Origin of the sequence: Brachybacterium massiliense, assembly GCF_900184245.1 — a bacterium.
GTDB lineage: Bacteria > Actinomycetota > Actinomycetes > Actinomycetales > Dermabacteraceae > Brachybacterium > Brachybacterium massiliense.
The window spans coordinates 541,741-566,043 of record NZ_FXXB01000008.1 but is presented as its reverse complement, the minus strand read 5'-3'; the positions used below and the strand labels follow the sequence as shown (position 1 = coordinate 566,043).

Here is a 24,303-nt window from a genome sequence, read left to right as displayed (position 1 = left end):
ACGGGCGCCGATGACGCCTGACCCTCGAGGGCAAGGACACCATGAGTTCGACATTCCATGTGCGCGGAGGACGTCCCCTGGACGGTGAGATCACCGTCCGCGGGGCGAAGAACCTGGTCTCGAAGGCGATGGTCGCCGCACTGCTGGGCGAGGACCCCAGCGTGCTGCGCTCGGTGCCGGACATCTCCGACGTGCGGATCGTCTCGAACCTGCTGTCCATCCACGGCGTGAAGATCGAGCACGACGTCGCCGGCGGCACGCTGCAGCTGGATCCCTCGAACGTCGAGCGCGCCCATGTGGCGGATATCGACGCGCATGCGGGCAGCTCCCGCATCCCGATCCTGTTCTGCGGGCCGCTGCTGCACCGCCTGGGCGAGGCGATCATCCCCGACCTCGGCGGATGCCGCATCGGCGACCGGCCGATCAACTACCACCTCGATGTGCTGCGCAGCTTCGGCGCCGTGGTCGACAAGCGCGAGATGGGCATCTACATCACCGCGCCCAACGGCCTGCGCGGCACCAAGATCCATCTCGAGTACCCGAGCGTCGGGGCGACCGAGCAGGTGCTGCTGACGGCCGTGCGCGCCCAGGGCGTCACGGAGCTCACCAACGCCGCGGTCGAGCCGGAGATCGAGGACCTCATCGCCGTGCTGCAGAAGATGGGCGCGCTGATCTCGCTGCAGACCGACCGCACCATCACGATCGAGGGCGTGGACCGGCTCTCCGGCTACGAGCACACCGCGCTCTCGGATCGCATCGAGGCCGGCTCCTGGGCCTGCGCGGCGCTGGTCACCAAGGGCTCAGTCTTCGTGCGCGGCGCCGAGCAGAAGCCGATGGCGACCTTCCTGAACGTCTTCCGCAAGGTCGGGGGAGGGATGGAGATCCGCGAGGACGGGATCCGCTTCTTCCACCCGGGCACCCCGCTGAAGGCGATCGCGCTGGAGACCGACGTGCACCCCGGCTTCATGACCGACTGGCAGCAGCCGCTGGTAGTCGCGCTGACCCAGGCCGACGGCATCTCCATCCTCCACGAGACCGTCTACGAGAACCGTCTCGGCTTCACCTCGGCGCTGGGCGACATGGGCGCCCACATCCAGGTGTACCGGGAGTGCCTGGGCGGTTCGAGCTGCCGCTTCGGCCGCTCCAACTACAACCACTCCGCCGTGGTCTCGGGCCCCACCGCGCTGCACGGCGCGGACATCACCGTCCCGGACCTCCGCGGCGGCTTCTCCTACCTGATCGCGGCGCTCGGCGCGGAGGGAGTTTCCACCATCCGCGGCATCGACCTGATCGATCGCGGCTACGAGTCCTTCCGCGACAAGCTCGGCGCTCTGGGGGCGGAGTTCTGGGAGGAGTCCCGATGAGCACCGAGGGTCTCTTCGGCGATCCGGTGCCGGGCCCGGTGGGCGGGGCGGCCGGCTCCCTTGCCCTGCGCGACATCCCGATCCCCGACTACTGCGACGTGGTGATCGTCCCCACCCGCGGTGTCGAGGAGCAGGACCCCCGGCTCTGGGCCGACGCGATCTTCTCCCACGAGAACATCCCGCTGGCTTCCCGCGGGCTGCGGGCGCTGCGCGACGAGGCGATCCGTCTGTTCGACATGGTGCCCCCGCCGGAGAAGGAGTTCGTCGCCGACGAGGTGCTCGGCTCCGAGGCGCTGATCATCGACGACGACGACAAGCTTGCGGTGCGCATCGGCGTCGCGCTGCTGCCGGGCGGCGAGCTGCTGCAGGTGACCACCGCGGTGAAGTACCTCTCGGTGCGCGGCCGCCTGGCCTTCGCCCCGCGCCGCCTGATGCATGCCGCGGCCGTGAACACCCTGGCCCGTCGTGCTCCCACCACGCTGCGCCGTCGCTCCCTGGTGGGCGATCCGGGCGCCGCATCGTTGACGGGGCAGGTCTCCCGCAGAGCCCTGGGCCGGGGCTCCTCGGCCGAGCGCTGATGTCCCTGCTGCGCAGCTGGGACATCGGTGCCGCGAGGGTCCCCGCGCGCCGCGCCGGGCCGATCATCGGCCTCGCCCAGCTCCCGCTGCGACCGCTGCTCACCCTGTTGTCGAGGCCCCGCTGGCGGGGCACCGAGAACCTGCCGCAGTCCGGTCCTGTGATCGCGTGCGGCAACCACCTCAGCGCCTTCGATCCCTTCGGCTACGGCCATCTGCTGCAGGCCGGCGGCATCGCGCCGCGCTTCCTGGCCAAGGACTCCCTGTTCCGCATCCCCGTGCTGGGCCGGATCCTGCGCGCCGCCCGCCAGATCCCCGTCCACCGCGGCACCTCCCGCAGCCGCGACGCCCTCGCCTCGGCCCGCGAGGCCCTCGAGCGCGGCGAGCTGATCATGCTCTTCCCCGAGGGCACGTACACCCGCGACCGCGAGCTGTGGCCCATGCAGGCGCGCCTGGGAGCGGCCCGTCTCGCCCTCGAGACCGGCGCGCCCCTGCTGCCGATCGCGGCCTGGGGCGGCCGCGCGCTGTGGCCCGTCGGCTCCCCGCTGCCGCGGCCCCGCCCCGGGCGCCGTGTGCAGATGCTCGTCGGCGCGCCGTACACCGTCTCGGTCCAGGAGGGCGAGACGGTCCACCAGGCCGCGGTGCGCGTCACCGAGGACCTGATGGGGCGGATCGCCGCTCTCCTGGGCGAGCTGCGGGGCCAGCAGCCGCCCACCACCCTCCACGACGGCCGCCGGGACGCCCACCGCCCTGAGGTGGGCAGGCCGCAGCCCGGATACATCGCCTGGAAGCAGACCTCATGACCTCCACCACCCGACTCGCAGTGCTGGGCGCCGGCAGCTGGGGCACCACCTTCGCGCAGGTGCTCCTCGACGGCGGGGCCGAGGTGACCCTCTGGGCCCGCCGTGAGGAGATCGCCCGCGAGATCCGCGAGCAGCACCGCAACAGCACCTACCTCGGCGAGCACGAGCTGCCCGCCGGCCTGCACGCCACCTCCGACGTGCAGGAGGCGCTCGAGGGCGCCGACGGCGTGGTGGTCGCGATCCCAGCGCAGTCCATGCGCGCGACCCTCGCGCCGTGGCTGGCTCTTCCCGCTGTGCCGGTGCTCTCCCTGACCAAGGGCATCGAGCGCGGCACCGATGCCCGCATCAGCGAGATCCTGGTCCAGGCCGGGGGAGCGGTGCCCGAGCTCGTGGGCGTGCTCTCGGGCCCGAACCTCTCCGCCGAGATCCTCGAGCGCAGGCCGTGCGCGAGCGTGGTCGCCGCGCCCTCGCAGGAGCTCGCGGAGACGATGGCCGGCTGGGCCCGCGCCCCCTACCTGCGCACCTACACCTCGACCGACGTCATCGGCGTCGAGATCGCCGGCAGCGTGAAGAACGTCATCGCGATCGCCGTCGGCGCTGCGGTCGGGCTGGGTCACGGACACAACACCACCGCCTCCCTGATCACCCGGGGCCTTGCGGAGATCACCCGCCTGGGCGTGGCGCTCGGGGGTCGGCGTGAGACCTTCTCGGGACTCGCGGGCATGGGCGACCTCGTCGCGACCTGCTCCTCGCCGCTGAGCCGCAACCACCGGCTGGGCCTGGCCCTGGGCCGCGGGCTCGATGTCGACGCCGCCGCGACCGAGGTGGGGCAGACCGCCGAGGGCGTCGCGACCGCGCGCGCTGTCGCGGAGCTCGCCGGGCAGCTGGGGGTGGACATGCCCATCACGCGCGCCGTGGTGGAGGTCGTGGATCACGGCGCACGTATCGTCAAGGTCACCTCGGCCCTGCTGGCGCGCTCCGTGCGCCCGGAGTGAGCTTCCGTGAATATCCTTGGCCCATGAGCACCACCGTCGCCCTCCTGTTCGGCGGCCGCAGCGGCGAGCACGGCATCTCGTGCGTGACCGCCGGCGGCATCCTCGCCGCGATCGATCGCGAGCGCTTCGACGTCGTCGCGATCGGCATCACCCGCGAGGGCCGCTGGCTCCACGTCTCCGACGACCCGAGCGACTGGACCCTCGTGGACGGCCGCGCCCCCGAGGTCGCGTCGGCCGGCGATGAGGTGCTGCTGCCGGATGTCCGTCACCGCCCGGGCGAGCCGATCACGCTGCGCACGCTCCGCGACGGCGCCGTCCACGATCTCGCCGATGTCGACGTCGTCTGGCCGCTGCTGCACGGCTCCTACGGCGAGGACGGCACCGTCCAAGGCATGCTCGAGATGCTCGACATCCCCTACGTGGGCAGCGGCGTGCTCGCCTCCGCCACCGCCATGGACAAGGCGGCGACCAAGCTCGTGCTGCGCGCCGCTGGCCTCGAATGCGCCCCCGGCATCGTGATCCACGAGGACCGTTGGGCGGCGGAGTCCCATCGCGTCCTCGCCCACCTGCGCAAGCATCATCCGCTGCCCTGGTTCGTCAAGCCCGCGCGCGCCGGCTCGAGCCTCGGGGTGACCCGCGTGAACGACCCCTCCCAGCTCGAGGCCGCGATGAAGGACGCCTTCGCCGAGGATCCCAAGGTGCTCGTCGAGGAGGGGCTGGATGCCCGTGAGGTCGAGTGCGGCGTGCTGCAGGGACGCGACGGCCAGGAGCCGGGTACCACGCTCCCCGGCGAGGTGAAGGTCGGGGACGATCTCGAGTTCTACGACTACGAGGCGAAGTACTTCGGCAAGGGCACCGTGAGCATCGACGTCCCCGTCGCACTGCCCGACGGGCTGCTCGAGGAGATCCGCGAGACGGCCTCGCGCGCCTTCACGGCGCTGGGCCTCGAAGGGCTCGCGAGGGTGGACATGTTCGTCACCCGTGACCAGCGGGTGCTGATCAACGAGGTCAACACCATGCCCGGCTTCACCCCGTACTCGATGTTCCCGGTGCTGTGGGAGAACATGGGCCTGCGCTACCCGGATCTCATCGCCGAGCTGATCGACCGGGCGCGCACGCGGCGCCTCGGCCCCCGCTGAGCGGTCCTGCTCCTGCTCACACCTCGTCGCCGGGGCCCACGCAGTGCTCGGTCGCCTCGATGTTGCGGGTGACCACCTGGGCGAGGTCGATGGCCGCGCCCGAGGGCTGATCCGGGCTGGCCGAGCGCGGCACCGTGACGTCGATCGCGGGCTCGCGGCCGTAGGTGGTGTACAGGAACACCCCGTCCTCGAGCTCGCGCACGATCCAGTCCACCTCGAGCCCCTGACCGTCGGCCAGGCGGGTGCACATGTCCGTGGTGGGCCCGGGCGGGGTCACGCCGCAGCGCATCACCACGGTGTCCTCGCCGTCGCCCCAGGCGGCGGTGCCCTGGCTCGAGGTCTCCTGCCGCTCCATGCCGAGCACCTCCGGCGGTGCGCCGAGGATCACGTCCGCGCACACGGGGTGCGCGGCCTCGGGACCGGCCGGCACCTGCACGGTGCCGCAGGAGACCAGGCCCACGGCCATCAGAGCGGCGGCGGGGACGGCGAGCAGACGGGAGCGGAGCACGCCGAGAGCCTACCGGTCGGGCACACTGGGAGCATGGCAGGCGACTTCCCCCACGATCCCGGTCCATGCTCCCAGTGTGCCCGACCGGTAGGCTCTCGGCGTGCTCCGCTCCCGTCTGCTCGCCGTCCCGAGCGACCCCGTCCCGCGCGGCGAGGCCGCCCTCCTGGCCCGCATGCTCCCGCACCTCCGGCTCGGTCCCGAGGTCGAGCTCGGCCCCGGGGACGACGCCGCCGTGGTGCGCCTGCCCTCGCCTCGCCTGGTGATCACCACCGACACCCTCGTCGAGCGACACGACTTCTTCGGCCACACCACCACGCCGCGCTGGATCGGCCACAAGGCGGCGGTGCAGAACCTCGCCGACATCGCGGCGATGGGTGCCCGCCCCCATGCCCTGGTGGTCTCGCTCTCCGCCCCGGAGGGGACGCACGCCTCCGTGTTCGAGGAGCTCACGATCGGGCTCACCGCACGCGCGGAGGCCGACGGCGCGAGCATCGTCGGCGGCGATCTGGGCCGCGCCGAGCACCTGACCGTCACGGTCACGGCCGTCGGATCCCTGCCCGAGCAGCAGAGCCCCCTTACCCGCTCCGGCGCCCGCGCGGGGGACGTCCTCGCGATCGGCGCGCCTCGGCTGGGCCGGTCCGCGGCGGGCCTCGCCCTGGTGCTCGCCCAGCGGGTGCTCGTACGCCCGGGGGAGGGCGGACGCCCCACGATCATGCTCGACCGCATCCAGGACCCGTCGGCCGCGCAGCTGCTGCGCTGGCACGACGCCCCCGAGCCGGATCTCTCGCTCGGCTGGGGCGGGGGCCGCGCCGCCCACGCGATGATGGACCTCTCCGACGGGCTGGTGCGGGACGGCGGCCGCCTCGCCGCCGCCTCGCAGGTCACCCTCGACCTCGACCGCGCGGCGCTGGAGCTCGACGTGGACGCGCTCGCCCCGCTCGCCGCCGAGCTGGAGGAGGACCCGTGGCAGTGGGTGCTCCACGGGGCCGAGGAGCACGCGATGCTCGCGACCTTCGCGCCCGACGCGCTGCCGGAGGGCTTCCGCGCGATCGGACGGGTGCTGCCGAGCGGAGCAGAGGCGCCGGGAGTGCTCCTGGACGGCGCGTCCATCGATGGAGAGGGCTTCGACCATTTCTCCTGAGCGCCACTAGGCTGTCCGGCGGCGCGCACGCGCCTCCAGACCCCCGAGCTGTCGAGGAGACCTCCATGCCGATCACTGTCAAGGCCCTGCAGAAGTCCGGTCCCGAACAGCCCTTCCGTGTCGCCGCCATCGAGCGCCGCGATCCGCGCGCCGATGACGTGGTCATCGACATCAAGGCCGCCGGCATCTGCCACAGCGACATCCACACTATCCGCAACGAGTGGGGCGAGGCGCACTTCCCGCTGACCGTCGGCCACGAGATCGCGGGCGTCGTCTCCGCCGTCGGCTCCGATGTCACCGAGTGGAAGGTCGGCGACCGCGTGGGCGTGGGCTGCATGGTGGACTCCTGCGGCACCTGCGAGGAGTGCCGCGCCGATCAGGAGCAGAACTGCCTCAACGGCAACGTGGGCACGTACAACGCCGAGGACGTCGACGGCACGATCACGCAGGGCGGTTACGCCGAGAAGGTCGTGGTCAACGAGCGCTTCGTGCTGCGGATCCCGGACGCGATCGAGTTCGACGCCGCCGCACCCCTGCTGTGCGCCGGTATCACCACCTATGCCCCGCTGCGCCGCTGGGGCGCGGGCGAGACGGTCGACGGCCGCGCCAAGCGCGTGGCCGTGCTGGGCCTGGGCGGGCTCGGCCACATGGGTGTGCAGCTCGCCGCCGCGATGGGCGCTGAGGTCACCGTGCTCTCCCGCTCGCTGAGGAAGGAGCAGGACGCCCTCGCCCTCGGCGCGACCCGCGTGCTCGCCACGACCGAGGAGAACTTCTTCCGCGAGCATCGCGGCGAGTTCGATCTGATCCTCAACACGATCAGCGCCTCCATCGACGTGGACCGCTACCTGCGCCTGCTTACGCCCCGCGGCGTGATGGCGGTCGTGGGCCTTCCCCCTGAGAAGCAGCCCGTTGGCTTCGGCTCGCTGATCGGCGGCAACAAGGTGCTCGCCGGCTCCAACATCGGCGGCATCGCCGAGACCCAGGAGATGCTCGACTTCTGCGCCGAGCACGGGATCGTCGCGAAGATCGAGGTGATCGGGGTCGATGAGGCCGACGCCGCCTACGACCGCGTGGTCGCCGGAGAGGTCCACTTCCGCGCCGTGATCGACACCGCCACCTTCGCGGACGCCGTCGCGGAGTGATCACCCCGTCGCGGAGGTTCCGCCCCGCCGCCGAGGCCGACGTCGCACGTGACGGCCACCGCTTCAGCTGGCTGAAGCCGGATCGGTGGCGGGCGGGCTTCCGCGCCCTGGTGCTGGAGGTCGACGGCGAGGTGATCGGCGTGGGCCGCATCGGTCCGAACACCGCACATCCCGTCCGCGATCTGGTGGAGCTCGAGATCGCGGAGGCGCACCGTCGCCGCGGACACGGCACAGCGCTTCTCCACGAACTCGGCAAATACAGCGATAATCCATTGTCGAGCAAGGCGGAGCCGGGTTCCGAGCGTGACGCCTTTCTCCGCGCCCAGGGCGCGGTGACCTATCTCGAGGTGCCGCTGCTGCGTGTGGATCTCACCGACGAGCGCACCGCTCGCTGGTGCGCCGTGGCGCGCTCGGCCCAGGACGGTGCCGCCCGCGCCGTCCCCTGGGCTGAGCTGCCTCGGGAGCAGCTCGTCGAGGCCCTGGTGGACCGCTATGCCTGGCAGCACGCCAGCTGGTCCCCGACCGCCCTGCGCGAGGTGCTGCGGCCCGTGGTGGGGGAGGAGTTCTTCGAGGAGTCCGTGCTCGAGCACTCCTGGGCCGTGATGCGCGACGGGAGGATCACAGCGCTCGCCGACCTCTACTCCGACCCCGTCGGCCCTCGCCGCGAGGGCGGCCTCGAAGCCGTCGACGCCGCAGCCCCGCACGCCCGGGCAGACGTCGCCCTGTGCCTCGCGGCGACGCTCGAGGATCTGCGCGCCCTCGGTGCTGAGTCGCTCGATCTCGACAACCACCCCACCGACCCGCACACCGCCCCGCTCCTGGCCACCCTGCGTCGCGCCGAGATGGATCCGGTGCACCTGGTCGAGATCCCGAACGGGCTCACCGCTCGTCTGCGCGACGTGCCCTGAACTGTCTCGGCAGCCTGAGCCGCCGGGGCTGTCTGAGATGCACGAAAGCCCCCACCCCGAAGGGTGAGGGCTCACGCAGATGAGTCCTTGCGGTCTCGCTCAGGCACCGAGCGTGCTGACCTTGCCTGCCTTGAGGCAGGAGGTGCACACGTTCACGCGCTTGCTGGTGCCGTTGATCACAGTGCGGACCGACTGGATGTTCGGGTTCCAGCGACGCGAGGTGCGGCGGTGCGAGTGAGACACGGCCTTGCCGAAGCTGGGGCTCTTGGCGCAGATGTCACACGTGGAAGCAGCCACTGTCGTCTCCTGGTACGTCGATGTTCTGATCGCGGTGCCCGCTCCACCCCCGCGCCTGGACGGCGGGGTCGGTGACCTGGGTGAGCACGGAGGTGCGAGCCCCCGGCGGTCAGGGCAACCACGGAATCATAGCTCAGATGCGTGCGGGCCAGAAGTGGAGGACCGGTCCGCCGACTGTGGATTCCGTCACGAGAGTGCAGGACAGTGGCACGATAGGACCTCGCACGCTGCACTGTACGGGACCGAGAGCGAGGAGCCGCACACATGGTCAGGAGGCAGGAGTCCTCGCGCGGGTCGATGCCGCTGTCGGAACTGCTGGTGTCCAAGGAGTCCAAGGCCATGGCCTCCTTCGGGGTGCGGGACCTGGACACCATGATGCGTTTCGCCCCGCGCCGCTACGTCGTGCCCGCCCCGCTGCGCTCCCTGCACGAGGTGGGCGAGGGCGAGGAGGTCAGCGCCGTCGTCTCCGTGGTCTCCCTGCGGGACCGTGTGATGCGCAGCCGTCGCGGATTCGTCCTCGAGGTCATCGTCTCCGACGGCATCGAGGACATGCCGCTGACCTTCTTCCTCACCAAGCAGCACCAGGTGGCATGGCACCGAGGGCGCCTGCCCGTCGGCGCCCACATCGTCGTGCACGGCACCGTGGGCCGCAACGACTATCGCGACGAGCTGCAGATCGCCCACCCCACCTACGAGCCCTACGAGGACACCGATCAGGGCCGCGCCTTCGCCCAGCGTCCGAGGCCGGTCTACCCGCTGCGACAGAACATCGCTCAGGCCACGATGCGCTCGGCCGTCGAGAAGGGACTCGAGTTCGCCGGCTCCCTCTCGCGACCCGTCCCCGCCGATGTGCTCGCCCGGCGCGGGCTCCCTCCGCTCGAGGAGGCGGTCCGCCTCGTCCACACCCCGCTCACCCTCGAGCAGATGCAGCAGGGGATGGCGCATCTGCGCTATGAGGAGGCTTTCGTGCTGCAGGCGATCTTCGCCCAGCGCCGCGCCCAGGACCAGCGCACCCCTGCGCCCGTCCTCGCCGCCGAGGGGCCGCTGCAGGGCCTGTTCGACGAGCGCCTGCCCTTCTCCCTCACCGACGGACAGCGCGAGATCGGCGCGCGGCTCACCGAGCGGATCGGCAACGGTCACCCCACCAGCGCGCTGCTGCAGGGCGACGTGGGCTCCGGGAAGACCGTCGTGGCTCTGCGCGCCATGCTCCGTGCCGTGGACTCCGGCCACCAGGCCGCCCTGCTCGCCCCCACCGAGGTGCTCGCCGAGCAACACCACCGAACGCTGCTGACCCTGCTCGGCGACCTCGCCCGCGCCGGCCAGCTCGACGCCCATGAGGAGGCCACCCGGGTGCGCCTGCTCACCGGCTCCCAGCGCACCGCGGGGCGTCGCGAGACCCTCCTGGACATCACCTCCGGGCAGGCCGGCATCGTGGTGGGCACCCACGCCCTGCTCACCGAGAACGTCGAGTTCGCCTCCCTCGGCCTGGTGGTGATCGACGAGCAGCACCGCTTCGGCGTGGACCACCGCCGACGCCTGCGCACCAAGGGCCCCGCCGGGCAGAGCCCCCACGTGATCGTGATGACCGCGACCCCGATCCCGCGCACCGCCGCCCTCGCGACCGTCGGCGACCTCGACGTGCTCACCCTGCGCGAGAGCCCCGGGCAGAGGGCCGGGGTCACCAGCTTCGTGGTCCACGAGAAGCTCCCGAAGTGGGAGCGGCGGATGTGGGCGCGCGCCGCGGAGGAGATCTCCGCCGGGCGCCAGGTGTTCGTGGTGTGCGCCCGCATCGACGAGGATGACGCCGCCGACGACGCCCCGGCCCCGTCCGTGCTCGACGAGAACGGCAAGGAGCAGCCCCCAGCGCTCGACCCCGCCCGCGGCGTCACCCAGACCGCGCAGCGCCTCGCCGAGCGCCCCGAGCTCGCCGGCGTGCGCGTGGGCGTGCTCCACGGCCGGATGAGCGGTGAGGAGAAGCAGCAGGTAATGGCGCAGATGGCGAGCGGCGAGATCGATCTACTGGTCTCCACCACCGTCATCGAGGTGGGGGTGGACGTCCCCAACGCCTCGGTGATGATCGTGCTGGACGCCGAGCGCTTCGGCGTCTCCCAGCTGCACCAGCTGCGCGGCCGTGTGGGTCGCGGCGAGCATCCCGGCATCGCCTTCTTCGACACCTCCGCAGTGCCCGGCAAGGAGCACTCCCAGCACCTCGAGGCGATCGCCGGAGCGACCGACGGCTTCGCGCTCGCCGAGCTCGATCTGCGCCGTCGTGGCGCCGGCGACCTGGTGGGGGAGGAGCAGTCCGGCCTCCAGCGCACGCTCAAGCACCTCGACGTGATGCGCGATGCCCGCGCCATCGAACAGGCCCGTGAGGATGCCTTCGCCGTCGTCGCCGCGGATCCCGATCTCACCGACCATCCCGCTCTCGCCGGCGCCATCGCGGACCGCCTGCGGGATGCCGACCCCGACGTGGAGAGGAGCTGACGTGCCCCGCATCGTCTCCGGCAGCCTCGGCGGCCGCACCATCCCCGGCCCGCCCGGCAAGGGCACCCGTCCCACCTCCGACAAGGTGCGCGAGGCCCTGTTCAACCGCCTCGAGGGCTGGGACGCGCTCGATGGCGCTCGCGTGCTCGACCTCTACGCCGGCACCGGTGGGCTGGCCTTCGAGGCGCTCTCGCGCGGCGCCGCGCACGCCGTGCTCGTGGAGCTGCACGGCCCGACCGCCAAGCAGCTGCGCCGCACAGCGAGCGATCTCGGGCTCGAAGCTCGCACCGATATCCGCGCCGCGAAGGCGGCGACCGTGGCCACCCAGCTCGCGGGCCATGGGGCGACCCTGGTCTTCCTCGATCCGCCGTACGACGTCAGCACCGAGTCTCTCGAGCAGCTCCTGCTCGCCCTGCGTCCCGCGCTCGCCGACGACGCCCTGGTGGTCATCGAGCGCTCCTCGCGCACGCCCGCGATCGTCTGGCCCGAGGGGTGGGCCGACGACGGCACGAAGGGCTACGGCGAGACAGTGCTGCAGTTCGGTGGCCCGGCCTGAGGGGTGCTGCAGTTCGGTGGCCCGGCCTGAGGGGTGCTGGGGCGTCGTAGCCCTGTCCTGAGCGGTGGTGCAGTGCAGCGGCCCCGTGTGAGGGGCGTGGCGGCCCCGCCCCTCCCGGCGGTTATCCACATTCCTGTGGGGGCCTTGAATTGCAGGGGCTGGTGTGCTTATTTGCGCATCAATCTTCTGGCCAGTGCACATGATGGGCGAGCCCGGCAGCTCAGCAATATTGTGCCACCGAACGGCTAGCCCTGGACCAGATATGACCTGCCAGTATCCACATATCATGCACTGGCTGTGGATATCTTGACCATTCCTCCACAGTGGAGGGTTATCCACATTCTGGGGTCGAACTGGGTGAGCTCTTGTCTCTTTCGAGCGCTCGTTCTAAACTGGTAGGGCGCACCGTCGCCGGGACTTCACCGCCCGAGCGCAGGGTGCTCGCGATCGACATTCGGAAGGAGCGGTGATGAGGGAACAGGCCACCGCTTCGCGCCGCGCCGACGGGCCGCCCCTCAAGCACGTCACGGCCCGCACCCCTCTGACCTCCCAGGCGCTCCTCGAGCGTGCCGACGTCACACCGCGGAGCTCCGAGGCGGAGACCGTGCTGCGCATCTTCCGTCGCCGCCGGCAGGAGCATGCCGCGCTCTACATCGCCGAGATGCACGATCTCGCCACGCTCTGGACGAAGGGGGACGAGGCCGAGGAGAAGGCGCTCCACGCCCTGGCCGCCGCCGCGGGTCTGCGGGTGAAGACGACCCGCGGAGAGGACCGACTGCGCGACGCTCATGTGGCGGTGACCGATCTGCCCGCCTGCTTCGCCCGCGTGGCCGAGGGCGCGCTGCCGATCGAGTGGTTCGAATGGCTGATCCGCAGCGTGCTGCGCCTGACCGCGCACCAGCGCCGGCTCGTCGACGAGCGGGTAGCAGCCTGGCAGCTCGAGGCGATCGACGTCGAACGCTTCTACCGCGAGCTGCGCCTGCTCATCGCATGGTTCGGCACGGACGCCGTCCAGGAGTCGCCCGAGGAGCAGCGCAGCGTGAGCATCCATCCCTCGCCGGACGGCGACGGCACCGCCTGCCTCATCATCCGCGGCCCGATCCCCGAGATCACCGCCTTCGGTCAGCGGCTCGACGCCGCCGCCCGTGCCGTGCAGGACGCCCAGCGCCACGCTCTCGAGACGGGCGCCCCGATCCCCTTCGACCTCGACGGCGATGCCGCCCGCGACGGGAAGCACCTCCCGCTGTCCGCACTGCAGTACGCGATCGCGGTCCGCTCGCAGCTCCACACCGGCGCCATCGAGGTGCCTGACCCCGCGTTCCGGATCTCCGTCGTCGTCCCCGTGCTCACCCTGCTCGGCCTCTCGAACGCCCCGGCGACGCTGGACGGGACGATCCCGATCCCGCCGCGCATGGCACGGGAGCTCGTCGCGAAGGCCCCGGCCTTCGAGCGCGTGCTCGCCGAGCCGATCGCAGGGGGCTACCTCCCGTCGGCCTCCCGCACCTACCGGACCTCCACGGCGATGGCAGAGAACCTCCGCCTGATCGACCCTGTCTGCGCGGTCCCGGGCTGCGCCCGCAACGTGATGACCGTCGGGGAGATCGACCACATCCAGGAGTTCGATCTCGAGAACCCGGACCGTGGCGGCCCCACCTCCCTGGACAACCTCCATCGCCTGTGTCGCCTGCACCACAGGATGAAGACGGCGGGCCTGCTGGATCCCGTCAGGGACCAGGACACCGGGACCACCCGGTGGCAGATCGGCGACGCCGCCGTGTGCGATGCCGCCCGGAACACCGATCTGGTCACCAGGGAGCTGTCCGAGCAGCTGCAGCATGCCTGGGAGCAGTACCGCAGCGACCTCGAGTTCGAAGCGCTCACCCGCAACGGATACTTCGACGACGTCATCGCCGAGAGCCCGCTCCACGAGGAGCAGGACCGGTGGGGCCTCCACCTCCTCGAGCACTACAGCGATCCCGACTACGACGAGCACGACGATCCTGGCCCGCCGCCCCTGGCGCCGCTGCTGGAGCACCGCCCCGTGCCGTTCTGACCCGACCCCGTCCGACTCGACCCCTTCGGACCGGAACGCAACTGAACGGGCCGCTACTCTGTCCCGATGTCCCGCTCGCTCACCGACCTCGAATCACCCTTCCGCACCGCCCGCCTCGAGCTGCGTCCAGGTCGATCCGAGGACGCCGCGGCAGTCTGGCCCTGGCACCGCCTGCCGGAGGTGCAGGAATGGACCACCACGCTGAGCGCCACGGCCGAGGCGCACCAGCAGTGGTGGGACCGCGGTCTCGACAGTTGCGTCGTGGGTCGGCTCGATGGGCGGATCGTCGCCGTCGGCAAGGTCGAGCTGCAGGACGCTTGGTCCCAGGCCGACATGGTCGAGCAGGCCAAGGGCCAGCAGGCCGAGATCGGCTGGGCGCTCGACCCTGCCGTCCAGGGACGGGGCCTCGGCACCGAGTTCGCCGCCGCCCTGCTCCGCATCGCCTTCGAGACCCTCGGTGCGCGCCGGGTCGAGGCGGCGTGCTTCGCTGAGAACCTCGCCTCGCGCCGCGTCATGGAGAAGATCGGCATGCGCCTCGAGGGAGTGTTCCGCGAGGAGTCCCTCCACCGCAGCGGCCGCTGGCTCGACGGGATGTCCTACGCGCTGCTCGCGAACGAGCACCCCGTGAGCGAAGCTCGCCGCGGAACCGGCGCGCCGCACCCCCACGGCACCGATACTTGAGGCATGAGCTCCAGCAGCCAGGGTCGAAGCGGTCGCCGCCGCCTTCACCGTCTCGCTGACGCCCGCCGAGAACCTCCCCGGCGCCGCCGACCGCTTCGACCTCGCCAAGACCTGGACCGGCGCCCTCGAAGGCAGCTCCCGCGGCATCATGCTCACCGCGGGGGAACCGGCCGGCGGCAACGCCTCCTACATCGCTACCGAGGCCTTCGAGGGCACCCTCGACGGCCGCAGCGGCACCCTCGTGCTCCAGCAGCTCGGCACCATGGCCGGCGGTGAGCCCGAGCTGAGCTACGTGATCGCCCCCGGTTCGGGCACCGGCGAGCTCGCCGGGACCACCGGGACCCTCACCATCGGCACCATCGACGACGACGGCCTGCACCACGTCACCATCGCCCTGGGCTGAGCGATCCGGCTCCGGCGCACTACAGTGACGGCATGAGCACCGTCGTCCTGCCCGGCTCGTTCGATCCCTTCACGCTGGGACACCTCGACCTCACCCGTCGTGCCGCGGCCCTCGGTCATCACGTGGTCATCGCCGTCTCCCACAACCCCTCCAAGAAGGGGACGCTCGACCTCGAGGCCCGCAAGGCGTCGATCACGCAGACCCTCCAGCAGGAGCAGCTCGAGGGCAACGTCGAAGTGCGCACCCTTCCCAAGGGGCTGCTGGTCGACTTCTGCCGGGACATCGGCGCCGACGCCGTCGTGCGCGGCCTGCGCTCCCAGCTCGACCTCGCCTACGAGGAGCCGATGGCGCGGATGAACCAGCACCTCTCCGGTGTGGACACGGTCTTCCTGCTCACCGATTCGACCCTCGCGCACATCTCCTCCTCGCTGGTGCGGGAGGTCCATGCCCTCGGAGGTGATGTCTCCGACATGCTCCCCGGCCCCTCCCTGGACGCCCTGCGCGCCGCCTCCGCCGTATCCTGAATGGCCCCCTCGACACGAACAGGACCGTCACCGATGTCTTCCGACGCCACCCCCCGCAGCACGCTCGACACGGCGCTGCAGTTCGATGCGATCGACCTCGTCGGCCGCCCCGGAACCCACCGCCGCGTGGAGCGCACCGTCCCCGCCCCGGCCCGTGAGGCCGGCGGCATCGCGATGCAGGTCCCCGAGGGGCAGGACATCGCGGTCGAGGCCGAGCTCGAGTCCGTGGTCGAGGGCATCTACGTCCACGGCACCGTGACCGCCCACCTCGAGGGCGAGTGCTCCCGCTGCCTCGACCCGGTGGAGCAGGACGTCACCGCGCGCGTCGACGAGCTGTTCATGTACCCGGAGAAGGTCAAGGCCGAGGACAGGGACGACTCCGTGCTCTTCGAGGACGACGCCGTCAATGTCGGCCCGCTGGTGCGCGACGCCCTCGCGATGGAGGCCGACGAGCGCCCCCTGTGCCGCGAGGACTGCCCCGGCCTGTGCGCCCAGTGCGGCTTCCGCATGGAGAACGATCCGGACCACCACCACGACGTGATCGATCCCCGCTTCGCGGCGCTTCAGGGCCTGCTGGACGAGGACTCCGGAGAGTCGACCGATACCGACGAGGACGGCTCGAGCAGGAACGAGGAGGCCTGATGGCGCGCAGGCGCCGCGCCACTGAGGCCGCCGCCCCGCAGGGCCTGCTGGATCGACTGCCGCTGGACGGCGCGCAGGCCGCTGATCTCAAGGCCTCCGGGCTGCTCGAGCTGGCGCTCACCCATCGCTCCTACTCCTACGAGAACGACGGGCTGCCGCACAACGAGCGGCTCGAGTTCCTCGGCGACGCAGTGCTGCAGCTGGCCGTCACCGAGCACCTCTACGCCTCCCACCCCACACTGCCCGAGGGCGATCTCGCTCGGCGACGGGCCGCGACCGTGAGCACCCGCGCGCTCGCCGTGATCGCCTCCAAGCTCGACCTCGGCGCCTACGTGCGGCTGGGCCGCGGCGAGGACCTCACCGGCGGTCGTGCGAAGGCCTCGATCCTCGCTGACACCACCGAGGCCGTGATCGGAGCGGTCCATCTGGCGCTGGGACAGGACGTCTCGCGTCGGTTCGTGCTGGACCTGCTGCGTCCGCTGCTCGACTCCGATGAGTTCCTCGAGACCGGGTATGACTTCAAGTCCCGGCTGCAGGAGATCGCCGCGGCCGAGGGGTCGAGCGTCTCCTACGCGATCGCCGAGGCGGGGCTCGAGCACCAGAAGGTGTTCACCGCGACGGTCACCGTGGACGGCATCGTCACCGCGAGCGGCGACGGCGCCTCGAAGAAGGACGCCGAGCTCGCCGCCGCCCAGAACGCGGTGCGTCAGGTCCTCGCCGCGCGCGGTGAGTCGCTGATCCCCCGAGGCTGAGCAGATGCCCGAGCTGCCCGAGGTCGAGGTCGTGCGGCGGGGCCTCGAGCCCCGCACCGTCGGCCGCACCATCACCGGGCTCGAGCTGCTCGATGCTCGCATCATCCGCCGCCAGCCCGGGGGAGCGGACCGGCTGCGCGCCGCGCTGCTCGGCAGCACCCTCTCCGCCGTGGTGCGGCGCGGGAAATTCCTGTGGTGGCGTCTGGCCGACGGCGCCGGTGCCGAGACGGGTGAGGCCCTGATGGGGCACCTGGGCATGAGCGGCCAGCTGCGGATCGGCACCACCGGAGCTGTCGCCACGGCCCCCACCGCACCCTCCGAGGGGCCCGCCTCCGATCCGCTGCGCCACCGCCGCCTCTCGCTGCACCTCGATGACGGCACCCGCGTGGACCTCATCGACCAGCGGCTCTTCGGCGGGCTGTGGACCAGCGAGCTGGTCGAGGCGCCCGACGGGGCCCTCGCGGGCGTGGGCAGTCCCGACGCCCTGCTGCCCGCCGACGCCGCGCACGTGGCCCGAGACCTGCTCGACCCCGCGATCGACCTGCCCGACGTGGCCCGTGCTCTGCGCGGCCGCCGCAGCGCCGTGAAGACCCTGCTGCTGAACCAGGAGATCGTCTCCGGGATCGGGAACATCTACGCCGACGAGGCGCTGTGGGCGGCCCGCACCCGCTACGACACCCCCGGCGCGGCGCTCAGCCAGCGCCGGGCGCTCACGATCCTGCGCGCCGCCCGCGAGGTGATGGAGCGGGCGCTCGAGGTGGGCGGTACCAGCTTCGATGCCCTGTACGTGAACGTGGACGGCCGCAGCGGGTACTTCGCCCGCTCCCTGAACGCCTACGGCCGCGAGGGCGAGCCGTGCGCGCGGTGCGGCGGCACGATCCGACGGGTGATGCACCAGAACCGTTCCTCGCACTTCTGCCCGCGGTGCCAGCGCAGGACCGTTCCCGCGGGGCCCCTGTAGGTGCGGTAGATTCGTCGACGACAGATCTCACCAGGTGATGCAGGAAGGACGCTCCGTGACAGCGACCGAACAGTCCGGCCCGATCCGCGTGATGCTGGTGGACGACCACGAGGTGGTGCGCCGGGGGATCGTCACCGTGATCGATGCGAGCGAGTCGCTCAGCGTGATCGGCGAGGCCTCCTCGGTGGCCGAGGCGACCCGCCGCCTGCCCGCGATCCGTCCCGAGGTGCTCGTGGTGGACCTCCAGCTGCCCGACGGCACCGGCATCGACGTGATGAAGGCCGCCCGCGAGCTGGACCCCGAGCAGCTGATGCTGGTGCTGACCAGCTTCGACGATGACGCGGCGCTGCGCGAGTCGAAGGCCGCGGGGGCCGCCGGGCTGATGCTGAAGTCCGCCCGCTCGCAGGAGATCGTCGAGGCGATCATCGCGATCCGGGGCGGGAAGTCGATCTGGCCGGCCGCGCACGTCGAGGACGAGACGGGGCTGTCGGAGTCCGATCAGCGGGTGGTCGAGCTGATCGGCGACGGCCACTCGAACCGCGAGATCGCCGAGGAGCTCGGGATCGCCGAGAAGACGGTCAAGAACCGCGTCACGGTCATCCTCCAGACCCTCGGCATGCAGCGCCGCACCCAGGTCGCGGCGATGGTCGCCGCCCGTCGCCGCGCCGGCTGGAAGCCCCAGTGAGCTGAGTCCTCACGTGGCGGGCAGGGTGACCCGCCAGGAGATCATCGTGCCCGGCTCGAGGTTGATCGCGTCCACCCACCCGGAGTGACGCCGCGCCCGCGCGGACATGTTCGCCAGCCCGCTGCGACGGCGCACCGAGGGGTCGATCCCGCGTCCGTTGTCGGAGACGTTGACCTGCACCACCCGGTCCACGCCCTCGGAGAACACGCTCACCGAGACCGCGACCGCGCTCGCATGAGCGTGCCGGGCCGCATTGGCCAGGCATTCGCGCACCACCGCCACCACGTCCTCCGCGATCTCCGGAGGCAGCTCGGCATCCATCTCGGAGGGCCGCGGAGGCAGCCGCATCGAGGGGACGAAGCCCAGGCCCGCCGTCGCGAGCCCCACCTCGTGGCGCAGCTGCTCGGTGAGCGTGGCCTCGGAGCGCTCGCGCCGCAGCGACTGGACGATCTGCCGGATCTGGGCGACCGCGTTCTCGACCCCCTGCACGGAGGTCGCGACCGAGCTGCGGATCCGCGCCTTCGACGGCGTCACGTCGGGCGAGCCGAGCGACTCCACCAGGCTCTCGAGCTCCATGCCCACCGCGAACAGCTCCTGGATCGCCAGATCGTGGAGGTCGCGGGCGATGCGTCCGCGCTCGTCGTCGATCTCGCTGCTCGAGCGCAGCGTCGGAACGCGCAGGGTGAGGGCGAGCAGGGCCGCGAGGGAGTCGAGCCGCTCCCGGTCCGCCTCGGTGAAGGGGGACGAGTCCTCGTCGCGCAGCACGGCGAGCAGACCCGTGCCGTGCTCGGCGGCGTCGATCACCGCGACCAGCGCCCGGCGCCGCTCCGACCCCACCTCCCAGGAGCCGATCGCCTCGAGCGCCTCCGGGTCCGCGTGCTGCAGGCCGATCCCGGCGGGCGAGTCGGCGGCGATATCCTCGCCCAGCAGCACGTCGGAGTCCGCGCCCTCGACCATCTCGACCGCCCAGGCGCCCGGTGTCAGCGGCATCACCAGCACGGCGCTGCGCGCGTCGAGATCTCCGCGAGAGGAGTGCAGCAGCAGATCCAGCAGGTCCTCGGTCTCGCTGCCGGCGAGGACGGCGCCGGCGAGGTCCTGGATGCGGGGCCGCTGGGCCCGTGACGGGGGGATGGGCGAGGTCATCGGCTCTCCTCGAGACGGGCGGCGGCATCAGGGCCGAGGGACAGCACCGGGGTGCCGTGCGGGATCGCCTCGACGCGGTGGGTCACCACCACGACCGTGGTCCCCTCCGGCACCAGAGCATCATCCCCCGGATCCAGCAGGGCACGCAGCAGCTGATCACCGCGCGCGGTGTCCAGATGCTCGGTGGGCTCGTCGAGCAGCAGCACCGGACCGCCGCGCACCACGGCCCGGGCCAGCAGCAGGCGCCGACGCTCCCCGCCGGAGATGGTGGTGCCGTCCGGTCCCAGCATGGTGTCCAGGCCCGCCGGCAGCGACGCGATCCAGTCGTCGAGGCCGACGGCGTCGAGCGCCGCCCGCACCTGGGCGTCCTCGAGGTCTCCGCGCACCACGCGCAGGTTCTCCCGCACGGTGGTCGCGAACACGTGCGCGTCCTCGGCGAACATCGTCACGCGGGAGCGCACCTGGTCCGCCTCGAGCCTGGCAAGAGCGTGCCCGTCGAGCTCCACGCGGCCCTCGAGCGGTGCGAGCAGACCCGCGAGCGTCGCCAGCAGGGTCGACTTACCGCTGCCGGACGGGCCGACGACGGCGAGACGCGAGCCGGGCGGCAGGTCGAGGTCCAGCGCCCTCACCCGGGGCCGCTCCGGGGACCACCCGGCGCTCAGCCCCACCGCGCGCAGAGCGGCCGACGCAGGTCGCAGCGCGGTGGCGGGGGCCGGCTTGGTCGCCGTCGCGTCCTCGGCAGGACCGACCAGCGCCTCCAGTCGCTGCGCGGCGGCGCGCGAGCGGGCGTACTGGGTCGCGGCCGCGGGGAGCGTGGTCGCGGCCTCGAAGGAGGACAGCGGGAGCAGCAGCAGGATGCCGATCTGCCCTGCGGAGGCGCCGCCGTCGAGCCACGCCGTGCCGGCCGCGAGCAGCGATCCGGTCACGGCGAGGATCATCGTCAGCGGCACCGCGGCGGAGGCGATGGCGGCCGGCAGGGCGGCACGGTCGATCGCCGCATCGTGCGCCGACTGCCCGGCACGCAGCTCCTCGAGAGCGGCCTCGAGACGGCCGTCCACCTGCAGCGAGGTGGCGTCGTCGAGGATCTCGAGCGCCCGCGCGCTGACGTCGGAGCGGGTGGTCACCACAGCCTGCTCGGTCAGCCGCGCGGCCCGGAACGCGGCCAGCGGCGCCAGGAGGCTCGCCAGCAGCAGCGCCGCGAGCATCGTCGCCGTCGCCGAGAGCGAGAGCGGAGCGAAGGTCGCGAGCACCGCCACGCACATCACGACCGCCACGATGCCCGGCACCACCGCCTTGATGACGTGGTCGCCGAGCTCCTGCGCGTCATCCCCGAGCCGGGCCAGCAGATCGCCGCGCCGCAGCCGGGTCAGCGCATCGTCCCGGCGCGCGGCGAGCGCGGTGAACAGGTTCGTGCGCAGGGAGACCACGCCGCGCAGGGCGAGGTCGTGGGTGAGCATCCGCTCGAGCCAGCGGAACACGCCGCGGGAGACGCCGAGCGCGCGCACCATCACCACCGCCACGGTGAGGTCCAGCACCGGCGGCATCGTCCAGGCCCGGGTGACCAGGTAGGCGGAGACCGCGGCGAGCGCGAAGGCGGAGCCGAGGGTCGCACAGCCGGCGAGCACCGCCGCGAGCAGGCGCGCGGGCGGGATCTCGAGCGCCCGCTCGGCGCGGCGCAGAGCAGCAGGGGCGGCAGCGGCGACAGGGGCGGCAGGGGTGGCGCTCATCGTCCGGCCTCCACCACGGCGACCTCGTCGGCGGTCTCCACCAGGCGGGACCGGTGCGCGATCACCACGACGGTGCGCCCTTCACCGCGCAGCGTCTCGATCAGATCCAGCACCACCTGCTCGGTGGCGCCGTCGAGATGCGCGGTGGGCTCGTCCAGCACCACCAGCGGGGTGGAGGAGAGGACCGCCCGGGCCAGGGCCAGACGCTGACGCTCACCGAGCGAGATCCCGCTGCCGGCGCGGCCCAGATCGGCGTCCCAGCCGCGTTCGGCGATCACCGCGTCCAGCCCTGTCGCGGCCGCGGCGGCCTCGAGCTCCGCCTGCTCCGCACCGGGGCGGGCGCCGAGGAGCACAGAGCGGATCGTGCCCGGCGGCAGCACCGGCCGCTGGGGCAGCAGCGCCACCTGCTCCCACAGGCTCCGCCGCCTCACCTCGCGCACATCGGTGACAGCACCGTCCGCAGCGACGATCTCCGCCGTGCCCTGATCGGCCTCGAGCAGGCCCAGCAGCACCTGCACGGCGGTGGTCTTGCCGGAGCCCGAGGCGCCCGTCACCGCGAGCACGCGCCCGGGGCGCACCTCGAGCTCGGCCCGGTGCGGCGCGAAGCCGTCCCGCGAGCGCACCGAGACTCCGCGCAGGCGGAGCGTCGCGCCGCGCAGAGCGGGAGCCTGGACGGTCCCGTCGGCCGGAGCGGGCTCGTCGAGCACCTCGAAGGCGGCGCCCACGGCGGCGAGCCCGTCGGTCGAGGAGTGGTACTGGGAGCCGACGTTGCGCAGCGGCTGGTAGATCTCCGGGGCCAGCACGAGCACCGCGAGCGCGGGCGCGAGATCCATGTGCCCGTATACCAGGCGCATCCCGATATTCACCGCGATCAGGGCCACGCACAGCGTCGCCAGCAGCTCGAGCACCATCGAGGAGAGGAAGGCGTACTTCAGCGAGCCCATCGCCGAGGAGCGGTGGCGGTCGCCGAGCGTCCGCACCATCTTCTCCGGGCCCTTCTCACGGCCCAGGGCCCGCAGCGTGGGCAGGCCGTCCACCAGGTCCAGCAGCTGGGCCCACAGCGAGCGCATGTCCGCGATCAGCCGTTCGGAGCGGCCCACGGTCAGCTTGCCCACCAGGATCATGAACAGCGGCACCAGCGGCAGCGTGAACAGCGCGATCCCGGCGCTCAGGGGGTCCAGCAGGTAGATCGTGAGCAGGCACAGAGGTGTCACGGTGAGCGAGAGCATCAGCTGCGGCACGTACCCCACCAGGTACGGGCGGAGGTTCTCGATGCCGGTGGTCGCGAGCGAGGTGAGATCCGCGCCGCGGCCTGCTCCGGCACGGGGGCCCAGGCGCGCGGCATGTACCACGATCCGCCCTCGCAGCTCGCTGATCGCCTCGGTCGCGGCGCGGTGGGCGGTGGCCTCCTCGACCAGCACCGCCCCGGCGCGCACCGCGAGCGCCGCCACCAGCACCAGCAGCAGGCCCGGGGTCCCCTCCGGCACCTCCCGCTCGACCAGCAGCTGCGCGCCCAGGCGGGCGATCACCAGCGCCGTGACGACGATGCTCGCCGACTGCACGAGCCCGAGGGCGACCGTCAGCGCCACGTGGCGCCGTGCCGCGTGCACCTCCCGCACCAGGCGGGGATCCAGCGGCGCACGGCTCCGGCGCGGGGCGGCGGGCGCGTCGGCGTCGGCCCCGGCGGTGAGCGGCCCTGCGGCGGTGGTGGTCATCGTGGCCAGTGTGTCAGTCCTGCTCGAAGGCTTCCCGGTAGCCCCGCTTGGCCTTCTCGAGCAGCTGGGAGCCGGGGGCGGGGGAGTCCTCATCGCGCACCCGGTGGCGGAACACCCGATACGTCCACACGGTGTAGGCCAGCACGATCGGCATCAGGATGCACAGCGCCACCAGCATCACCGTCAGGGTGTGCGAGGTCGAGGAGGCGTTCGCGACCGTGAGCGAGTTCGCCGGATCGTTCGCCGCGGGCATCACGTAGGGGAACAGGCCGCCGAACAGGGTGATCGATGCCGCGGCGATCGCGGTGGTGGTCGCCCCGAAGGCGAGGCCCTCGCGGCGCGCCCGGTTCAGCGGCACCACGGAGAGCAGGGCGAGCGCCGCGACCGCGACCGGGATCAGGGTCAGCCAGGTGTTCGAGTGCGCGAACTGGTACCAGAGCAGGAAGGCGGCGCCGGCCACGATCGTGGGCCACACCAGCCGGCCCGCCCAGCGGTTCGCGTCCTCGCGCAGCGGCCCCTCGATCTTGAGCGTGAGGTAGAGGGTGCCGTGCAGCCAGAACAGCAGCACGAACACCAGCCCGCTCAGCAGCGCGAAGGGGTTCAGCAGCTCCAGCAGGGTGGTGGTCACCCAGCGGTTCTCGTCGATCGAGACCCCGGAGACGATGTTGCCGAAGGCCACGCCCCACAGCAGCGCGGGCGCGAAGCCGCCGATCACGTGCACCACGTCCCAGCTCGTGCGCCAGCGCTCGGAATCGACCTTGTCCCGCCACTTGAAGGCGCACACGCGCACGATCAGCACCAGCAGCAGGAGCAGCAGCGCCAGGTAGAAGCCGGAGAACAGCGTCGCGTACCACTCGGGGAAGGCCGCGAACAGCAGCGCGCCGCCGGTGATCACCCAGACCTCGTTGCCGTCCCAGACGGGGCCGATGGTCTTCAGCACCGTGCCGCGCGTGCCGGAGCCGCGCCGCCACACGGTGGCGACGTTCATCTGCACTCCGAAATCGAAGCCCTCGAGGACGAAGTAGCCCAGGAAGAAGAAGGCGATGAGGAAGAACCACAGGGTCTGCAGGACCGTGGGCTCGAGCATGGCATCCATGATCAGTTC

General features: G+C 72.0%; 23 protein-coding genes and 1 pseudogene. 18 read left to right on the top strand and 6 right to left on the bottom strand.

Annotated features, from left to right (window positions below; genetic code table 11):
• Positions 1 to 41: 41 nt before the first annotated feature.
• From murA to BN4251_RS12580, 5 genes are read left to right on the top strand one after another with little or no spacing between them, the layout of a single operon-like run.
• Positions 42 to 1,364: a UDP-N-acetylglucosamine 1-carboxyvinyltransferase gene (murA, locus tag BN4251_RS12600; RefSeq protein WP_087485424.1), complete on the top strand. Its 1,323-nt coding sequence runs from the start codon at positions 42 to 44 to the stop codon at positions 1,362 to 1,364.
• The gene (locus BN4251_RS12595) at positions 1,361 to 1,942 is read left to right on the top strand and encodes a DUF2867 domain-containing protein (protein ID WP_087485423.1); all 582 of its coding nucleotides are present in this window, start codon (positions 1,361 to 1,363) and stop codon (positions 1,940 to 1,942) included. The genes murA and BN4251_RS12595 overlap by 4 nt, the downstream gene beginning before the upstream one ends.
• Complete coding sequence (locus tag BN4251_RS12590; RefSeq protein WP_170931959.1) at positions 1,942 to 2,742, top strand: lysophospholipid acyltransferase family protein; 801 nt, start codon at positions 1,942 to 1,944, stop codon at positions 2,740 to 2,742. Before BN4251_RS12595 ends, BN4251_RS12590 begins: the two co-directional genes overlap by 1 nt.
• Positions 2,739 to 3,737 (top strand): NAD(P)H-dependent glycerol-3-phosphate dehydrogenase, encoded by a 999-nt coding sequence (locus BN4251_RS12585; protein WP_087485421.1) that lies wholly within the window; start codon positions 2,739 to 2,741, stop codon positions 3,735 to 3,737. The genes BN4251_RS12590 and BN4251_RS12585 overlap by 4 nt, the downstream gene beginning before the upstream one ends.
• Before the next feature lie 23 nt (positions 3,738 to 3,760).
• Entirely contained in the window at positions 3,761 to 4,876 is a 1,116-nt protein-coding gene (locus tag BN4251_RS12580) for a D-alanine--D-alanine ligase family protein (protein WP_087485420.1), read from the top strand.
• Between the two features lie 16 nt (positions 4,877 to 4,892).
• Here the strand turns inward: BN4251_RS12580 and BN4251_RS12575 are convergent, their stop codons facing one another.
• Positions 4,893 to 5,384 carry a DUF3515 family protein gene (locus tag BN4251_RS12575; protein WP_087485419.1) on the bottom strand — a complete coding sequence of 164 codons (492 nt, stop codon included), beginning with the start codon at positions 5,382 to 5,384 and terminating at the stop codon, positions 4,893 to 4,895.
• A gap of 100 nt (positions 5,385 to 5,484) precedes the next feature.
• Here BN4251_RS12575 and thiL point away from each other — a divergent pair, with 100 nt between their 5' ends.
• The 3 genes from thiL to BN4251_RS12560 all read left to right on the top strand — a co-directional run bounded on the left by thiL (position 5,485) and on the right by BN4251_RS12560 (position 8,575).
• Positions 5,485 to 6,525, top strand: a complete 1,041-nt coding sequence (gene thiL, locus BN4251_RS12570; RefSeq protein WP_245810340.1) for a thiamine-phosphate kinase — start codon at positions 5,485 to 5,487, stop codon at positions 6,523 to 6,525.
• Positions 6,526 to 6,590: 65 nt separating this feature from the next.
• Positions 6,591 to 7,667: an NAD(P)-dependent alcohol dehydrogenase gene (locus tag BN4251_RS12565; RefSeq protein WP_087485418.1), complete on the top strand. Its 1,077-nt coding sequence runs from the start codon at positions 6,591 to 6,593 to the stop codon at positions 7,665 to 7,667.
• The gene (locus BN4251_RS12560; RefSeq protein ID WP_087485417.1) at positions 7,664 to 8,575 is read left to right on the top strand and encodes a GNAT family N-acetyltransferase; all 912 of its coding nucleotides are present in this window, start codon (positions 7,664 to 7,666) and stop codon (positions 8,573 to 8,575) included. Before BN4251_RS12565 ends, BN4251_RS12560 begins: the two co-directional genes overlap by 4 nt.
• A gap of 99 nt (positions 8,576 to 8,674) precedes the next feature.
• On the opposite strand, the gene rpmB is transcribed toward BN4251_RS12560, so the two are convergent.
• The gene (gene rpmB, locus BN4251_RS12555) at positions 8,675 to 8,872 is read right to left on the bottom strand and encodes a 50S ribosomal protein L28 (protein ID WP_087485416.1); all 198 of its coding nucleotides are present in this window, start codon (positions 8,870 to 8,872) and stop codon (positions 8,675 to 8,677) included.
• Between the two features lie 264 nt (positions 8,873 to 9,136).
• Between rpmB and BN4251_RS12550 the strand changes: the two genes are divergently transcribed.
• The 10 genes and pseudogenes from BN4251_RS12550 to BN4251_RS12505 all read left to right on the top strand — a co-directional run bounded on the left by BN4251_RS12550 (position 9,137) and on the right by BN4251_RS12505 (position 18,613).
• Positions 9,137 to 11,356 (top strand): ATP-dependent DNA helicase RecG, encoded by a 2,220-nt coding sequence (locus BN4251_RS12550; protein WP_087485415.1) that lies wholly within the window; start codon positions 9,137 to 9,139, stop codon positions 11,354 to 11,356.
• A gap of 1 nt (position 11,357) precedes the next feature.
• Complete coding sequence (gene rsmD, locus BN4251_RS12545; protein ID WP_087485414.1) at positions 11,358 to 11,912, top strand: 16S rRNA (guanine(966)-N(2))-methyltransferase RsmD; 555 nt, start codon at positions 11,358 to 11,360, stop codon at positions 11,910 to 11,912.
• Between the two features lie 469 nt (positions 11,913 to 12,381).
• Positions 12,382 to 13,965: an HNH endonuclease signature motif containing protein gene (locus tag BN4251_RS12540; protein WP_087485413.1), complete on the top strand. Its 1,584-nt coding sequence runs from the start codon at positions 12,382 to 12,384 to the stop codon at positions 13,963 to 13,965.
• A gap of 66 nt (positions 13,966 to 14,031) precedes the next feature.
• On the top strand, positions 14,032 to 14,646 hold the full coding sequence (locus tag BN4251_RS12535; protein WP_087485412.1) for a GNAT family N-acetyltransferase: 615 nt from the start codon (positions 14,032 to 14,034) through the stop codon (positions 14,644 to 14,646).
• Between the two features lie 52 nt (positions 14,647 to 14,698).
• Positions 14,699 to 15,049 (top strand): annotated as a pseudogene (locus tag BN4251_RS12530) (DUF3224 domain-containing protein); the annotation flags it as partial.
• 32 nt (positions 15,050 to 15,081) lie between these two features.
• Positions 15,082 to 15,573: a pantetheine-phosphate adenylyltransferase gene (gene coaD / locus BN4251_RS12525; RefSeq protein WP_087485410.1), complete on the top strand. Its 492-nt coding sequence runs from the start codon at positions 15,082 to 15,084 to the stop codon at positions 15,571 to 15,573.
• Between the two features lie 33 nt (positions 15,574 to 15,606).
• Positions 15,607 to 16,215 (top strand): YceD family protein, encoded by a 609-nt coding sequence (locus BN4251_RS12520; protein ID WP_087485409.1) that lies wholly within the window; start codon positions 15,607 to 15,609, stop codon positions 16,213 to 16,215.
• Positions 16,215 to 16,967, top strand: coding sequence for a ribonuclease III (rnc, locus tag BN4251_RS12515; RefSeq protein ID WP_087485408.1), 753 nt, complete (start codon positions 16,215 to 16,217; stop codon positions 16,965 to 16,967). The genes BN4251_RS12520 and rnc overlap by 1 nt, the downstream gene beginning before the upstream one ends.
• Before the next feature lie 4 nt (positions 16,968 to 16,971).
• Positions 16,972 to 17,928 carry a bifunctional DNA-formamidopyrimidine glycosylase/DNA-(apurinic or apyrimidinic site) lyase gene (mutM, locus tag BN4251_RS12510; protein ID WP_087485407.1) on the top strand — a complete coding sequence of 319 codons (957 nt, stop codon included), beginning with the start codon at positions 16,972 to 16,974 and terminating at the stop codon, positions 17,926 to 17,928.
• A gap of 55 nt (positions 17,929 to 17,983) precedes the next feature.
• Positions 17,984 to 18,613 carry a response regulator transcription factor gene (locus tag BN4251_RS12505; protein WP_087485406.1) on the top strand — a complete coding sequence of 210 codons (630 nt, stop codon included), beginning with the start codon at positions 17,984 to 17,986 and terminating at the stop codon, positions 18,611 to 18,613.
• Between the two features lie 9 nt (positions 18,614 to 18,622).
• On the opposite strand, the gene BN4251_RS12500 is transcribed toward BN4251_RS12505, so the two are convergent.
• The 4 genes from BN4251_RS12500 to cydB are packed head-to-tail and all read right to left on the bottom strand — an operon-like array spanning position 18,623 to position 24,294.
• Positions 18,623 to 19,756, bottom strand: coding sequence for a sensor histidine kinase (locus BN4251_RS12500; protein WP_087485405.1), 1,134 nt, complete (start codon positions 19,754 to 19,756; stop codon positions 18,623 to 18,625).
• The gene (gene cydC / locus BN4251_RS12495) at positions 19,753 to 21,483 is read right to left on the bottom strand and encodes a thiol reductant ABC exporter subunit CydC (protein WP_087485404.1); all 1,731 of its coding nucleotides are present in this window, start codon (positions 21,481 to 21,483) and stop codon (positions 19,753 to 19,755) included. The genes BN4251_RS12500 and cydC overlap by 4 nt, the downstream gene beginning before the upstream one ends.
• Positions 21,480 to 23,198 carry a thiol reductant ABC exporter subunit CydD gene (cydD, locus tag BN4251_RS12490; RefSeq protein WP_087485403.1) on the bottom strand — a complete coding sequence of 573 codons (1,719 nt, stop codon included), beginning with the start codon at positions 23,196 to 23,198 and terminating at the stop codon, positions 21,480 to 21,482. Before cydD ends, cydC begins: the two co-directional genes overlap by 4 nt.
• A 13-nt stretch (positions 23,199 to 23,211) precedes the next feature.
• Complete coding sequence (cydB, locus tag BN4251_RS12485) at positions 23,212 to 24,294, bottom strand: cytochrome d ubiquinol oxidase subunit II (RefSeq protein WP_170931957.1); 1,083 nt, start codon at positions 24,292 to 24,294, stop codon at positions 23,212 to 23,214.
• Between the last annotated feature and the right edge of the window lie 9 nt (positions 24,295 to 24,303).